The sequence below is a fragment of the Microbacterium sp. zg.Y909 genome (assembly GCF_024626565.1).
Window position 1 is genome coordinate 1 of record NZ_JANJFJ010000093.1, and the last position, 14,468, is coordinate 14,468.

Genomic DNA, 14,468 nt, shown 5'->3' on the forward strand with positions numbered 1-14,468 from the left:
AGATCGTCACCATCGCGGACTACCTCCCGCGCGGAACCGCCGCCGCGCTCGTCGACCCCGAGCGGTCGGTCACCCGCGCGATGACCCTCGGCGACACCAACCGCGAGTTCCTCGAGGCGGCGTGGAGCGCGGCGACGGCCGGCGCCGACAGCCCCGTCGACCTGGGTGCCGGCGACTTCCTCACCCTCCCGCAGCTGCAGCAGGCCGCGCACGACCGCGACGGGGTGTGGTGGACGTTCAGCGCGTTCGACTCCGGCGCAGCGGATGCCACGGCCGAAGGCCTCATCGACATCGACCTCGCCCTCGAGGATGCCGCGGCGGTGCGCGTCGATGCGCGACCGGTGCCGTCCTTCCAGGGCAACGTCGACGGCGCGACCGCCCACATCGGCGAGCTGCTGTCGGACGGGTGGCGCGTGGTCGTAGCGGCATCCGGCGCAGGCCTGGTGGAACGCGCCCGCACCGTGCTGGCAGAGCGCGGCCTCGCCGCGCGTGAGGTCGAGGACGTCCACGGCATCCCCGAAGCCGGTGTCGCGCTGACGGTGGTCGCGACGCTCGAGCGGGGCTTCGAGGTGCCCGACGCGAAGCTGGCGGTGCTGACCGAGTCCGAGTTCTACGGCCGCACGATCGGCAGCGACGGCCGGGTCGTGAAGAAGCTGGCCTCGCGTCGGCGCAATGTCGTCGACCCGCTGCAGCTGAAGGCGGGGGACTATGTCGTCCACGCCACCCACGGCATCGGCCGGTTCGTGGAGCTGATGCAGCGCGAGGTGTCCAGCGGCGGCCGCAACGCCGTGAAGACCCAGCGCGAGTACCTCGTGCTGGAGTATGCGCCCTCCAAGCGCGGGTATCCCGGCGACAAGCTGTATGTGCCCACCGATCAACTGGACCTGCTGTCGAAGTACGTCGGCGGCGAGGCCCCCGCGCTGTCGAAGATGGGTGGCAGCGATTGGTCGCAGGCCAAGAGCAAGGCGCGCCGCGCGGTGCGGGACATCGCGGTGGACCTGGTCAAGCTCTACTCGGCGCGCATGTCGGCCAAGGGTCATGCGTTCGGCCCGGACACGCCCTGGCAGCGGGAGCTCGAAGAGGCCTTCCCCTTCGCCGAGACCCCCGACCAGCTGCAGACGATCGACGAGATCAAGGCAGACATGGAGAAGCCGATCCCGATGGACCGGCTGCTGTCGGGCGACGTCGGATTCGGCAAGACGGAGGTCGCCGTGCGCGCGGCCTTCAAGGCGATCCAGGACGGCAAGCAGGTCGCCATGCTCGTGCCGACCACGCTGCTGGTCAAGCAGCACATCGAGACGTTCACCGAGCGCTTCGCCGGGTTCCCGGTCAAGGTGCGCGCCCTCTCTCGCTTCCAGACCGACAAGGAGGCGCGCGAGGTCGTCGCCGGCCTCTTGGACGGCACCGTCGACATGGTCATTGGCACACACCGCATCCTCACCGAGAAGGTCATCTTCAAGGACCTGGGCCTGCTGATCATCGACGAGGAGCAGCGCTTCGGTGTCGAGCACAAGGAGCAGCTGAAGAAGCTGAAGACGAACGTCGACCTTCTCGCGATGAGCGCGACGCCCATCCCGCGCACGCTGGAGATGGCGGTCACCGGCATCCGGGAGATGTCGACGCTGCAGACCCCGCCCGAGGACCGGCATCCGATCCTCACCTATGTCGGCGCGCGCAGCGACAAGCAGATCGCCGCGGCCATCCGGCGCGAGCTGCTGCGCGAAGGACAGGTGTTCTACGTGCACAACCGGGTGTCGTCGATCCAGCGGGTCGCCGCGCACCTGGCCGAGATCGTCCCCGAGGCCCGGGTCGCCGTCGCGCACGGCCAGATGGGCGAGCACGCGCTGGAGCACGTCGTCGACGACTTCTGGGAGCGCCGCGCCGACGTGCTGGTGTGCACCACGATCATCGAGACGGGTCTGGACATCTCCAACGCGAACACGATCATCATCGACCGCGCCGACAAGTACGGTCTCAGCCAGCTGCACCAGCTGCGCGGACGCGTGGGACGCGGGCGCGAGCGGGCGTACGCCTACTTCCTCTACGACGACATGAAGCCGCTGAGCGAGACCGCCGCCGACCGTCTGGAGACCATCGCGGTCAACAACGATCTCGGGTCGGGGATGCAGGTGGCGCTCAAGGATCTCGAGCTGCGCGGCGCCGGGAACCTCTTGGGCGCCGAGCAAGCCGGACACATCGCGGGAGTCGGCTTCGACCTGTACCTGCGGATGATCGGCGAGGCCGTCGCCACGTTCCGCGGCGAGGATGTCGAGGGCCCGGCCGAGCTGCGGCTCGAGCTGCCGGTGCAGGCCCGCATCCCGGAGTCCTACATCGACAGCGAGCGGCTGCGCCTCGAGGCGTACCAGAAGCTGTCGGCCGCGGCATCCGCCACCGCCAAGGACGACGCGATCGATCTCGTCATCGAGGAGCTGACCGACAGGTACGGCGACCTGCCGCCCGAGACGGAGGGGCTGTTCGCCGTCGCGCGCCTGAGGCGCCGGGCCGCCCAGTCCGGGCTCACCGACGTCGTGGCGATGGGTCCGAACCTGCGTGTCGCGCCCGCGCACCTGCCCGACTCGCTGCGCGTGCGCCTGCAGCGGCTGTACCCGAAGGGCAAGCTGCTCGCCGGGGGAGACGCGATGGTCGTGCCGCTGCCGACCGCCGGCGGCGAGGCGCTGGCCGACCGGGATCTGATCGCATGGGTTTCGCAGCTGCTGGATCAGTTCTTCCCGCTTCCGGCGCCCGCGGTGCCGGAGAAGGCGGCCGGCTGACGCGCACCCCCTCGCGCGTGCGGCCGGGGCGTCGTACGGTGGGCGGCGGAGGTGGCCGACGATGAAAGCCGCAGTGGGGGATCGCATCCGCATCCACGGTCGTACCGTGGGCGCGCCGGAGCGCGAAGGCATCGTGACCGAGGTGACCGGCGACCCGGCGTCCCCGTTGCTCACCGTCACATTCGACGACGGCCACGAGGGCATTCTGTCGCCCGGCTCGGACTGCGAGATCACGCACGTCGAGTGACGGGACCCGCCGAGTTAGTATTCGGCGGCGTGAATACTCACTCGCGTCAGATGACGCCCTGGGCCAGCATCGCGTGGGCGACCCGCTCGAAACCGGCGGAGTTCGCGCCGACCACGTAGTCGCCCGGGTGCCCGTAGCGCTCGGCGGCGGCGAAGGCGGAGTCGTGCACGCCCTTCATGATCGCCTGCAGCTTGCGCTCGCTGTCGGCGAAGCTCCAGCGCTGGCGCGAGGCGTTCTGGCTCATCTCCAGTGCCGACGTCGCGACACCTCCGGCGTTCGCGGCCTTGCCCGGCCCGAACAGCACCCCGGCCCGCTGGAAGGCGGCGACCGCACCCGGCGTCGACGGCATGTTCGCGCCTTCGGCCACGGCACGCACACCGTTGGCGATGAGCATGGCAGCGTCGCCCTCGTCGAGCTCGTTCTGCGTCGCCGAGGGGATGGCGATGTCCACCGGCACCTCCCACGGGCGCTTGCCCTCGACGAAGCGGGCGCTGGGTCGCCGGGCCGCGTACGCCGAGATGCGCTCGCGGTCGACCTCCTTCACCTGGCGCAGCAGCACGAGGTCGATCCCGGCGTCGTCGACGACGTACCCGGACGAGTCCGAGGCCGTCACCGGCGTCGCGCCCAGCTGGTAGGCCTTGTCGATCGCGTAGACGGCCACGTTGCCCGAACCCGACACGGCGACGCGCTTGCCGTGCAGCTCGGTGCGCACCTCGGCGCCACCCCACTGCACGCCCTTGCCGGTGAACATGCCGGACTCGTGACGGTTTGTGATCTTGCGGTACTGGCCGAAGAGGTATCCGATCTCGCGGGCGCCCACGCCGATGTCGCCGGCCGGCACGTCAGTGTGCTCGCCCAGGTGGCGGTACAACTCGTTCATGAACGACTGGCAGAAGCGCATGATCTCGGCATCCGAACGGCCGTGCGGATCGAAGTCGCTGCCGCCCTTGGCGCCGCCGATTCCCTGACCGGTGAGGGCGTTCTTGAAGATCTGCTCGAATCCGAGGAACTTGATGATCGACAGGTTCACCGACGGGTGGAACCGCAGGCCGCCCTTGTAAGGGCCCAGCACCGACGAGAACTGCACTCGGAATCCACGGTTCACCTGCAGGCGACCGGCGTCATCGAGCCACGGCACCCGGAACAGGATCTGCCGCTCGGGCTCCACGATGCGCTCGAGGATGCCGCCTTCGACGAACTGCGGATGCCGCTCCAGCACCGGGACGATGGAAAGCAAGACCTCATGCACCGCCTGCTGGAACTCGGGTTCGTGCGGGTTCCGCGCGACGACGGTATCGAAAACGTCGCGTACGGAGGCGGGAAGGGCGACGAGGGTCTCGGTCACGGGTGGTGCTTTCTTGCCGACGGGTGAGGCAGGCCGCGCGAGCGGCCCGCTCCACCCTACCTGCGGTTCTTGAGGGCCCCGACGCGTGTGACGTCACGGACGCCGCGGGCACGGGCCCGGCGCGCGGACGAACAGCTCCGGCATCCGTCCGGCGTTCTCAACTCCTCAAGAACGGGCCCCGGTGGGCCGAATCCGGGCTGATTCCGCGCTCGAGGCGCACGAAGTCGAGGAGTTGGGGACGCGCACGCCCCGCGAAAGGACGCGCCCGCCCGCTCACCCGGTGTTCTGCAGGCCCGCAGCGACCCCCGACACCGACAGCAGCAGCAGGTGGCGGGTATCCGCCGCCTGCGACTCGTCTAGGCGGTCGTCGCGCAGTGCCCGCAGCGCGCGCAGCTGCAGCAGCGACAGCGCGTCGACGTAGGGGCTGCGCATCTTCACCGCGCGCTGCAGCACCGGCTTGCTCGCCAGCAGCTGCCTGCCGCCGGTCAGGCGGATCACCCAGTCGCGAGTGAGGGTCATCTCGTCCATCACGAGGTCGGCGAGATCGGGTCGGTCCCCCAGCTGCAGGTACTCGCGGGCGATGCGTGGGTCGGCCTTGGCGAGGCTCATCGCGACGTTGTCGACGAGGGTGTGCAGGAGCGGCCACTGCTCGTAGGCCTCCCGCAGCAGTGCCTCGTCGCCCACGGCCTGCAGCGCCGTGCCCAGGCCGAACCAGCCGGCCAGGTTGATGCGCGCCTGCGTCCACGCGAACACCCAGGGGATGGCGCGCAGGTCCTCCAGCGACTCCACCGAGAGGCCGCGCCGCGCGGGGCGCGACCCGAGCGCGAGCAGGCCGACTTCCTCCATGGGCGTGACGGTCGCGAACCAGGGGGCGAACCCGGGTGCCTTCACGAGCGAGAAGAACCGCTCCCGCGAGGCGGCGTCCATGGTGGCGGCCACGTCGGCGTACCGCGCCGCCGCCGCGCTGTTGCGCTCCTCGTTGGAGGGGGCGGATGCCAGCAGGATCGCCGCAGCGACCTGGTCGATGTGGCGCATCGCGATGGCGGGGTCGCCGTAGCGGGCGAAGATCACCTCGCCCTGTTCGGTGAGCTTGAACCGGCCGTCGACCGAGTGCGGCGGTTGGGCGAGGATCGCGGAGTTGGCCGGTCCGCCGCCGCGCCCAAGGGCGCCGCCGCGTCCGTGGAACAGCGTCAGCTCGATGCCCTCGCGCTGCGCCCACGCGCCGATCTTCGCCTGCGCCTCGTAGAGGGCGAGGTTCGCGGCCACGGGGCCGACGTCCTTCGACGAGTCCGAGTAGCCGAGCATGACCTCGAGCCGTCGTCCCGTCGCTTCCAGACGCGCCTTGAACTGCGGGTGCTCGACGATCTCGGCAAGGATGCCGGGGGCCGCCTGCAGGTCGGCGAAAGTCTCGAAGAGCGGGATGACGTCGAGCGTCGGGGGAGTGCCCCCCGTGCCGACGGCGTAGCGGGCGAGGCGGTGCACGGCGGCCAGATCGTCGGCGGTGCGGGTGAACGAGACGATGTAGCGACCGGCCGCGCGGATGCCGTACCGCTCCTGCACGAAGGCGACGGCGCGGAAGGTGTCGAGCACCTCCTCGGTCAGCTCGCTGCGCGGTCCGCCGGCGTCGAGCTCGGCGAGCACCTTCTTGTGCACGTCGGAGTGCTGCCGCACCTCGAGCTCGGCGAGGTGGAACCCGTAGGTCTCCACCTGCCAGATCAGCTGCTGCAGGGCGCCGTACGCCTGGCGTGCGGCGCTGCCCTGCGCGAGGGAGTCCTGGATGACCCGCAGGTGCGCCAGTAGCTGCTCGGGGTCGGTGTAGGCGAGGTCGGCGTTGCGGGAGCCGGTGGCGGCGATCCGCCGCGAGATCAGCAGGAGCACCCGGCGGTGAGGCTCATCGGGGGAGCGCTTGGCGATCTCGTCGGCGGCGTCTTCGTCGCTGGCCCGCAGTCGGTGCCAGAGGGCCAGGAGCTCGTCGCTCGGCGGGGTCGTGGCGGCATCGAGGGTGAGGGCGCGCCCGATGCGGTTGGCTGCGCGCTCGAGCCCCATCAGCACGTGCTCGCTCGCGATCCCCGCGGCGCGGCGGGTGACGGCGGCGGTGACGAACGGGTTGCCGTCGCGGTCTCCGCCGACCCAGGTTCCCAGGCGCACAAAGGGGGCGATGACGGGCGGGCGGCTGCCGGCGAGGGGACCCTGCAGCGCGTCGTCGACGCGGCGGTAGACCTGCGGCACGGCGGTGAACAGCGTCTCGTCGAAGACGCTCATCACCGAGCGCACCTCGTCGGTCGGTGACGGCTTCTCGGGGCGCAGTGGGGCGGTGCGCCAGAGGGTGTCGATCTCCTCGAGCATGCGGCCTTCGACGCGGCGTCGCTCGGTGCTCGCGGGCAGCGACGCGTCATGCTCGATCAGCAGGCCGGCCAAGCGCCGGATGCCGGTGGACACCGCACGGCGCCGCGCCTCGGTGGGGTGCGCGGTGAAGACGGGGTGAAACCGCAGGGCGCGAAGCCGCTCGAGGGCGACGTCGTCGCCGACCTCGTCGGAGAGGCGTGCGTACGCGGCGGCCACCGTGTCGACGTCCGCGCGGTCGGGATCGGCGTCGCGCTCGCGCAGGATGCGCACGCGCTGGTGCTCCTCGGCGAGGTTCACCAGGTGGAAGTAACAGGTGAAGGCGCGGGCGACTTCACCTGCTCGGGCCAGCGTGAAGCCGTCGGCGATCGCCGCGGCACGGCGGTGGGCGGCATCCGTCTCGTCGGTGTAGGCCTGGATCGAGGCCGTGCGCAGGCGCTCCACGTCGTCGTACAGCCCTGGGGTGCCGCTCTCGCGCAGCACGTCGCCGAGGAGCCCGCCCAGAAGGCGCACGTCGGCGCGCATCTGCTCGGGAAGCTCCTGACCTGCTTCGAAACGTCCGACCAGATCAATGGCCTCGGTGGGGGTGACATCACGCATGCGTTCAACGCTAACCCCAGAGCGCCGGGCCATTTCGCTTCGCTACGATGGACGCCGGTGCGCCGGGAAGTCTGGTCGGCTCGCGCTCGGATATCGAGGGCGGAAGCCCCCAACCCGACCCTCTGGAGGTCCGATGTCCCTGTTGCGCTCCGCGCGATTCCCCGCCGTCATCCTGCTGACCGCGGCCATCGCCGCCCTCGTCATCGCGAACACACCGCTCGGCGAGGCCGTCGTCGGCGTCAAGGAGACCTACGTCGGCATTCCCGGCATCTTCGAGATGTCGGTGGGCCACTGGATCCAGGACGGACTGCTGGCGATCTTCTTCTTCATGGTCGCCGTCGAGCTGCAGTTCGAGCTCACCAACGGCGAGCTCAACTCCGCGCGCAAGGCGCTGCAGCCGGCGATCGCCGCCGCGGGTGGCGTACTGGTGCCCATCGCGATCTTCCTGATCTTCGCCGGCGGGTCCGAGGCCGCCGTCGGGTGGCCCGTCCCGACCGCCACCGATATCGCGTTCGCCCTCGGGGTGCTCGCCGTCTTCGGCAAGGGGCTGCCCTCGGGCATCCGCATCTTCCTGCTGGCGCTGGCGATCCTCGACGACATCGTCGGCATCCTCTTCATCGCCGTGCTCTTCACTGCCGACGTGAACATCGGGCTGCTTGCCCTCGCCGCGCTCGCCGTCATCGTCTTCGGAGTGCTCAGCAGACGCCTCGACACGCGCGCGCGTGTGCCGGTCGCCGTGCTGCTGGTGGTGCTCGGCATCGTCACCTGGGTGCTGGTCTACCTCTCGGGCGTGCACGCCACGATCGCCGGTGTCGCTCTGGGCCTCGCGATGGCCCAGCGGCCGGCGCTGCGCACCCGCCACGCGCTCGAGCCGTGGGTGAACGGCCTGATCCTGCCGCTGTTCGCCTTCTCCGCGGCGCTGGTCGCCGTTCCGCGGGTGTCGCCCACCGAGCTGTCGCCGGCGTTCTGGGGCATCGTGGTGGGGCTGCCGGTCGGCAAGATCATCGGCATCACGCTGTTCGGCTGGATCTCGCTGCGCATCGGCAACCGGGGGGCCGCTCCCCACCTGTCGCTCATGGATCTGCTCGCCGCGGGCGCCTTGGGCGGCATCGGCTTCACGGTGTCGCTGCTGCTGGCGGAGCTCGCCTTCGCGGGCGACCCGCTCGTGCGCGACGAGGCCACCCTCGGCGTGCTGGCAGGCTCCGGCATCGCCCTGATCGTCGCGGGCCTGCTCGTCTCGCAGCGCGCGCGCCACTTCCGGCGCCTGGCCACGTCCGAAGCGGAGCGCGAGCAGGCGCCCCACCCGCCGTCGCCCACGGGCGGACAGATCAACTGACGGGCACAATGGTGCGGTGACCACCCGCGACGCTTCCGCACCGGCCCGAGCTGCCGGCGACCCGCTCCGCGCGGCCGCCGACACGATGCGCGCGGTGCGCGAACGGTGCGTGTGGACGCAGCAGATCGACCACCGCGCGCTCGTCCCGTACCTCGTGGAAGAGGCGGCGGAACTCGTGGATGCCGTCGAAGCGGGGTCCCGCGAAGACCTGCGCGAGGAGCTCGGCGACCTGCTCTGGCAGGTGCTCTTCCACGCTCAGGTCGCGGCGAGCGATGCCGACCACCCGTTCGACATCGACGACGTCGCCCGCGACCTGACCGAGAAGATGGTGCGCCGGCATCCGCATGTCTTCGCCGGCGAGACCGCGACCACGCCCGAAGAGGTGCTCGTGCACTGGAACGCCGCGAAGGCCGCCGAGAAGCACGCCCGCACGAGCGTGCTCGACGGGGTCTCGCGCCACATGCCCTCCCTGGCCCTCGCGCAGAAGCTGCTGGGCAAGGCGGAGTCGGTGGGCGTCCATGTCGTCGACGGGGAGGTCCCGGAGCCGGCGCCCGTCGACGAGGCTGCGCTCGGTGACGCCCTGCTCGCACTCGTCGCAACGGCGCGCGCCCGCGGGTGGGATGCCGAGCGTGCGCTGCGCGAGCGACTGCGGGGTCTGGAGGGGGAGGTCCGCGCGGCGGAGCACCCCCGGGGTTCCTGAGAGAATCGTTCCGTGGCATCCGTCAATCCGCCGCGCGGCATGCGCGACTTCCTCCCCGCTGACAAGACCCGTCGCGAGCGCGTGCTCGCCGTGATCCGCGAGCGCTACCGCGCACACGGGTTCGATGAGATCGAGACCCCCGTGCTCGAAGAGTACGGGCGCCTCCATGCCGGCATCGGCGGCGACAACGAGAAGCTCGCCTTCAACATCCTCAAGCGAGGTCTGGATGCCGACGCGGTGCGTGCCGCCGCCGACGGGCCGGCCCTCGACGTCGCGGCGCTCGCCGACCTCGGCCTGCGCTACGACCTCACGGTGCCCCTGGCGCGGTTCTACGCCACCCACCGGGCGGCGCTTCCGAGCGTGTTCCGCTCGATCCAGATCGCCCCGGTGTGGCGCGCCGAGCGCCCGCAGAAGGGTCGCTACCGCCAGTTCGTGCAGTGCGACATCGACATCATCGGCGACGCATCGGCGCGCGCCGAGGCCGAGCTCATCGTCGCGAGCCTCGACGCCCTCGACGCGCTGGGCCTCGAGGGAGGCAGCATCCGCATCAATGACCGCCGACTGCTGGACGCGATGCTCGACGTGTTCGGCTTCGCGGCCGAGGAGCGCCCCGGGGTGCTCATCACGATCGACAAGCTCGACAAGATCGGGCCGACTGGCGTCGCCGCTGAGCTGCGCGAACGCGGCGCGACCGCTGCGGCCGTCGACGCGTTCGAGCAGTTCCTGGCGGGCGTGGCCGGCGGCGAAGACCGGCCCTTCGGCGAGGACCAGATCCGCGCCTCGCTGCCCGAGGGCGTGCCGGACGAGATCATCGCGCACCTCGTCGGCCTGGGGGAGACGGTCGCTGCAGCACGCGGCGGCGGCGTGGAGACCCCGCTCGTGTTCGACCCGTTCCTCGTGCGGGGGATGGGCTACTACACCGGCACCATCTTCGAGCTCGCCCACCCGAGCGTCGGCTACTCGCTCGGCGGCGGCGGGCGTTACGACGGCATGATCGGCAGGTTCCTCGGTCAGGACGTTGCTGCGGTCGGGTTCTCGATCGGCTTCGAGCGCATCGTCGACCTGCTGGCGGCATCCGACGCGGCCGACGCGGCGAGCGTCGTGCTCGTGCACGACCGCGACGTGCCCGTGTCGGAGCTGCTCGCCCACAAGGCGGCCTTCGTGGCATCCGGTGCGCGGGTGCGCCTGGAGCAGCGGACGAAGAACCTCAAGGGTCTGCTCGAGCGCGCGTCGAACGACGGCTACACCGCGTTCGCGCTGCTGCCGGCCGGTGCCACGCCGGGCGAGGTCGAGGTGAAGCCGCTCGGCTGACCCCCGCTCCGCGTCTGCGCGCTCCCGCCGGGCCGCCCGCTGGGCCGCCCGCTGGGTGCCCGCTGTCGCGCCCTGTCTGTCGCGCCCCGCCTTTCGCGTGCGGCCGCCCGCCTCGCCCCTTTCGCCCTCGCCCGTCGCATATCGCGGAATCCGGTACCGGGAAACCGCGATCCGGGACAGGCGAGCCGGGACCGGGTGTCAAGAGGTGGTTGACATGGGCGCGACGTCAAGGATACGTTGACACCATGAAGCAGATCAGCAGCCGGGCGTCCGCCGTGATCGGGCGCATGAAGTGGATCGCGATCGTCGGAATGATCGCTGGGATGGTTCTCCTGCTCCTCGCGGTCGGTTTCGAGTGGCGCGGATTCTGGGGAGGGGCGGTGCAGGGTGCCGCCATCGGCATCATCGCCGCGGGCGCCTACTTCTGGGGCTTCGGCAACGGCATCGGGCGAGGGATGCCGGCGGCGGCGTGGCTGCCGAGCCAGTCCGACCAGGCATGAGCGACCTCGCCGACGCGGTCGGCCGGGCCGTGCTGGCGGCAGCGCAGGTCGATGACAGCGCCCCGCTCGGTGTCGACGAGCACCTGGCGCTCATCGCCGCCAGTGCGCGCGCCGAGCGCGAGGTGCGGGAGATCCTGCAGCGCTCTGTCGCCGCCGCGCGCGGAGGGGGAGCGAGCTGGGCTCTCATCGGTGCGGAGCTCGGCATGTCCCGTCAGGCCGCGCAGCAGCGCTTCGGAGGTCCGACAGAGGCGGGCGCCGCCCTGGGTCCTGACGCCGTCGGGGCGGAGCGCTGGCTCGGGCCGGTCACCGCGTTCGACGAGATGACAGAGCTCGACGCCGCCGGCCGCGCGGGGTGGCGCACGGTGGAGGTCGGGATGCTCTCGCACCGGATGGTGCGCACCGACACGCAGTGGGAGCCCCGGCGCATCTTCTGGCGGGCGTCGCTGGCCGCTGAGGAGCGCGGCGGCTGGCAGGTGGCGTGCCGCGCCTTCCCGTGGATCTACCTCGTGCGCGACCGGGGGATCCCGCCCGAGGGCACCTGAGCTCTCAGGCGGGGGCGGTTTCGCTCACGCGGCGCTTCTCGCGCACGTAGACCTCGCGGCGCACCCGCGCGACGACGTCGCCGGCGGCATCCGTCACGTCCGTCTCGAACCACTCGAGCACCTTCGCCCCGCCGCGCGCCCGCTCGCGCAGCTCGTCCGCCTTCTCCGGGGGCACGTGGAAGTGCGCCGTGAGCACGCCTCGGCCAGGCTTGACGAACTCGATCTCGCCGCGGGTGTCCCAGACGACGTAGTCGCGGCCGAGCTGGTGCATCACGAGCATGAAGAAGTACGGATCGGTCATCGCCGACATCGACCCGCCGAACGCGGTCTTCACGTAGTTGCGGGTGATCACGTTCACGTGCAGCTCGACCGTGGCTTCGGTCCAATCCGGCGAGAAGCGCCGCACGCGGATGCCGCTGAAGAGGTTCGGAGCCCACAGGCTCATGCCGACGGCCATGCGGCGGGGAGTGATTCGCATGACCGGCATTGTGGCGGACGTGTAGCGACGCCGCACATGTGCTGGCGGAAACCGACAATCGCGCTTGTTCTAGGCGTACTAGAATAAAGACGTGCTGATCAGAATGGACCCCCGCGCCGACGCGCCCCTGTTCGCGCAGATCGCGGCGTCGGTGCGTGCCGAGATCGCCGCCGGACGGCTGCGCGCCGGAGAGAGGCTGCCGTCGGCGAAGCAGATCGCGCCGTCGCTCGGCGTGAACCTTCACACCGTGCTGCACGCCTACCAGGAGCTGCGCGACGAGGGCCTGATCGAACTGCGCCGGGGGCGCGGGGCGGTCGTGACGGATGCCGCGACGCGCGTGGCGGAGTTGCGCGCGGAACTCGCCGACCTGGTGGCACGTGCCGCCGACGCCGGCATCGGACCCGACACCCTCGCCGCGCTGATCGCCGATCTCGCTCCTGCTCCCTCCGCGACCGCCCCCGAGCCTCAGGAAAGGCCGACACCGTGACCCGACGCCCCGCCGACCCCAACCGCCGCTTCCTCATCGTGGCGCTCATCGCTCCGATCACGATCGCGCTCGCCGCATCGGTCGTGCAGCTCATCATGCTGCCGAACCTGGCCGCCACCGTCGCGATCCACTGGGACTTCAGCGGCACGCCCGACGGCTTCGGGCCGGCGTGGTCGTTCCCGGCGTTGACCGCAGGCCTGGGCATCGGCCTGTCGGCGCTGCTGGCGGGCACGGCCCTGGCCTCTGATCGTGCCGCCGCCCGGCGAGACGCGCGACCGGCGACACCGACCGCGAACAGCGGCTTCGTCGGCGCGCTGGTACTCGGGACCGTGGCGTTCCTCAGCGTGCTCGCCACGGCGCTCGCGGCGGTGCAGGTGGGCGCTCCGGATGAGCAGGCGGTGGGAGCGGGTCTCCCGATGCTCGGCGCTCTCGCCGCCGGTGTCGCCGCCGGGCTGGCCGGCTGGTGGGCGCTGCCGCGCGCGACCGCGGCGCCGGTCGCGGGGGAGGCGGCGCACGCGCTCGACCTCGGAGCCGACGAGAGCGCTGTGTGGGTGCGTACTGCCACGATGTCCCGTTTGCCTCTGGCACTGCTGGGCGGCGCTGCGCTCGTCACTGTCGGGCTCGGCGTGGTGCTGCTGGTGACCGGTGACGACGCGGCGGGGTGGATCACGCTGGCGTCCGGCGTCGTCGTGACGCTGCTCGTGGCCACGGGCACGGCCTATCGCGTGGTCGTCGACAACCGCGGCCTGACAGTGCGGGCGTTCGCCGGGGTGCCGCGCTGGCGCCTGGAACCGAGCGGCATCCGTGCCGTCGAGGTCGTGTTCGTGAACCCGACCGGGGACTTCGGCGGCTGGGGGTGGCGCTGGACGCCGGGCCGGTTCGGCGTGGTGACGCGCGCGGGTGAGGCGATCCAGGTGACGAGAGCCGACGGCAGGCAGTTCGTCGTCACGGTCGACGACGCCGAGACGGGCGCCGCGGTGCTGCAGGCGGTGGCCGATCGGGCGCGGCAGGAAGGCCCTCGGACGTGACCCGCGCCGGGGGTTGACCCCGCGGCGAGCCGTTCGCGAGGGTGGATGGCATGACCGAACCCACCGAAGAGACCTGGCGGCGCGTCGACCGCTACTTCGCCGACACGCTCGTCGGACACGACGCGGCGCTGGAGCAGGCCGTCGCCGACCAGAACCGCGCCGGGCTTCCTCCCATCGAGGTCGCACCCGTGAACGGCAAGTTCTTGAATCTTCTCGCCCGCATGAGCGGAGCCGAGCGCGTGCTGGAAATCGGCACCCTCGGCGGGTACTCCACCATCTGGCTCGCCCGCGCGCTGCCCGAAGGCGGCCGGGTGGTGACCATCGAGGCTGAGCCCGCCAACGCAGCCGTCGCGCGTCAGAATCTGGCGCGCGCGGGCGTCGGAGACAAGGTCGACATCCTCGTAGGCCGGGCAGAGGCCGTGCTCCCCACCCTCGCCTCGGAAGCGCCGTTCGACCTGGTGTTCATCGATGCCGACAAGGAGTCCAGCAGCCTGTATCTGGATTGGGCTGCGCGGCTCGGTCGCCCCGGCACCGTCGTCGTGGTGGACAACGTCGGCCGCGGCGGCAGGGTGGCCGACGCCGACTCGACCGACCCCGGCGTCACCGGGATGCAGCGGGGACTGCAGATGCTCGGCCAGGACCCGCGATTCGACGCCACGGCGCTGCAGACGCTCGACGCGAAGGGCTGGGACGGCGTCGCGATCGCGCTCGTCGTCTGACCTTTCGCACGGCCGGTGGCCTGTGGCGCCGCCGCGGTCGTCACTAGAGTGGGGAGCAACG

At 71.3% G+C, this 14,468-nt stretch carries 13 protein-coding genes; 10 read left to right on the forward strand and 3 right to left on the reverse strand.

Annotated elements, in window-relative coordinates; genetic code table 11:
* Positions 1-2,771: transcription-repair coupling factor (mfd, locus tag NQ160_RS09025; RefSeq protein WP_257514895.1), on the forward strand; the 2,771-nt coding region annotated here is incomplete at its 5' end.
* A 61-nt stretch (positions 2,772-2,832) separates the two neighbouring features.
* Complete coding sequence (locus NQ160_RS09030) at positions 2,833-3,018, forward strand: DUF1918 domain-containing protein (RefSeq protein ID WP_257514896.1); 186 nt, start codon at positions 2,833-2,835, stop codon at positions 3,016-3,018.
* Between the two features lie 46 nt (positions 3,019-3,064).
* On the opposite strand, the gene NQ160_RS09035 is transcribed toward NQ160_RS09030, so the two are convergent.
* Both NQ160_RS09035 and NQ160_RS09040 read right to left on the reverse strand, forming a co-directional pair.
* A complete protein-coding gene (locus NQ160_RS09035; RefSeq protein WP_257514897.1) occupies positions 3,065-4,363 on the reverse strand; it encodes a glutamate dehydrogenase in 1,299 nt (432 codons plus the stop codon).
* A gap of 273 nt (positions 4,364-4,636) precedes the next feature.
* On the reverse strand, positions 4,637-7,306 hold the full coding sequence (locus NQ160_RS09040) for a phosphoenolpyruvate carboxylase (RefSeq protein ID WP_257514898.1): 2,670 nt from the start codon (positions 7,304-7,306) through the stop codon (positions 4,637-4,639).
* 133 nt (positions 7,307-7,439) lie between these two features.
* On the opposite strand from NQ160_RS09040, the gene nhaA reads away from it, so the two are divergent.
* From nhaA to NQ160_RS09065, 5 genes are all read left to right on the forward strand, one after another.
* Entirely contained in the window at positions 7,440-8,642 is a 1,203-nt protein-coding gene (nhaA, locus tag NQ160_RS09045; protein ID WP_257514899.1) for a Na+/H+ antiporter NhaA, read from the forward strand.
* A gap of 85 nt (positions 8,643-8,727) precedes the next feature.
* Entirely contained in the window at positions 8,728-9,342 is a 615-nt protein-coding gene (locus tag NQ160_RS09050) for a MazG family protein (RefSeq protein WP_257514906.1), read from the forward strand.
* 39 nt (positions 9,343-9,381) lie between these two features.
* Positions 9,382-10,653 (forward strand): histidine--tRNA ligase, encoded by a 1,272-nt coding sequence (hisS, locus tag NQ160_RS09055; RefSeq protein WP_257514907.1) that lies wholly within the window; start codon positions 9,382-9,384, stop codon positions 10,651-10,653.
* A 245-nt stretch (positions 10,654-10,898) separates the two neighbouring features.
* Positions 10,899-11,153, forward strand: a complete 255-nt coding sequence (locus NQ160_RS09060; RefSeq protein ID WP_257514900.1) for a hypothetical protein — start codon at positions 10,899-10,901, stop codon at positions 11,151-11,153.
* Entirely contained in the window at positions 11,150-11,695 is a 546-nt protein-coding gene (locus NQ160_RS09065) for a hypothetical protein (protein ID WP_257514901.1), read from the forward strand. The genes NQ160_RS09060 and NQ160_RS09065 overlap by 4 nt, the downstream gene beginning before the upstream one ends.
* 4 nt (positions 11,696-11,699) lie before the next feature.
* Here the strand turns inward: NQ160_RS09065 and NQ160_RS09070 are convergent, their stop codons facing one another.
* Positions 11,700-12,173 carry a DUF4442 domain-containing protein gene (locus tag NQ160_RS09070; RefSeq protein WP_257514902.1) on the reverse strand — a complete coding sequence of 158 codons (474 nt, stop codon included), beginning with the start codon at positions 12,171-12,173 and terminating at the stop codon, positions 11,700-11,702.
* A gap of 91 nt (positions 12,174-12,264) precedes the next feature.
* Between NQ160_RS09070 and NQ160_RS09075 the strand changes: the two genes are divergently transcribed.
* From NQ160_RS09075 to NQ160_RS09085, 3 genes are read left to right on the forward strand one after another with little or no spacing between them, the layout of a single operon-like run.
* Positions 12,265-12,660, forward strand: a complete 396-nt coding sequence (locus tag NQ160_RS09075; protein WP_257514903.1) for a GntR family transcriptional regulator — start codon at positions 12,265-12,267, stop codon at positions 12,658-12,660.
* A complete protein-coding gene (locus tag NQ160_RS09080; protein WP_257514904.1) occupies positions 12,657-13,688 on the forward strand; it encodes a DUF1648 domain-containing protein in 1,032 nt (343 codons plus the stop codon). The genes NQ160_RS09075 and NQ160_RS09080 overlap by 4 nt, the downstream gene beginning before the upstream one ends.
* Positions 13,689-13,738: 50 nt before the next feature.
* Positions 13,739-14,407 carry an O-methyltransferase gene (locus tag NQ160_RS09085; RefSeq protein WP_257514905.1) on the forward strand — a complete coding sequence of 223 codons (669 nt, stop codon included), beginning with the start codon at positions 13,739-13,741 and terminating at the stop codon, positions 14,405-14,407.
* Positions 14,408-14,468: the final 61 nt, after the last annotated feature.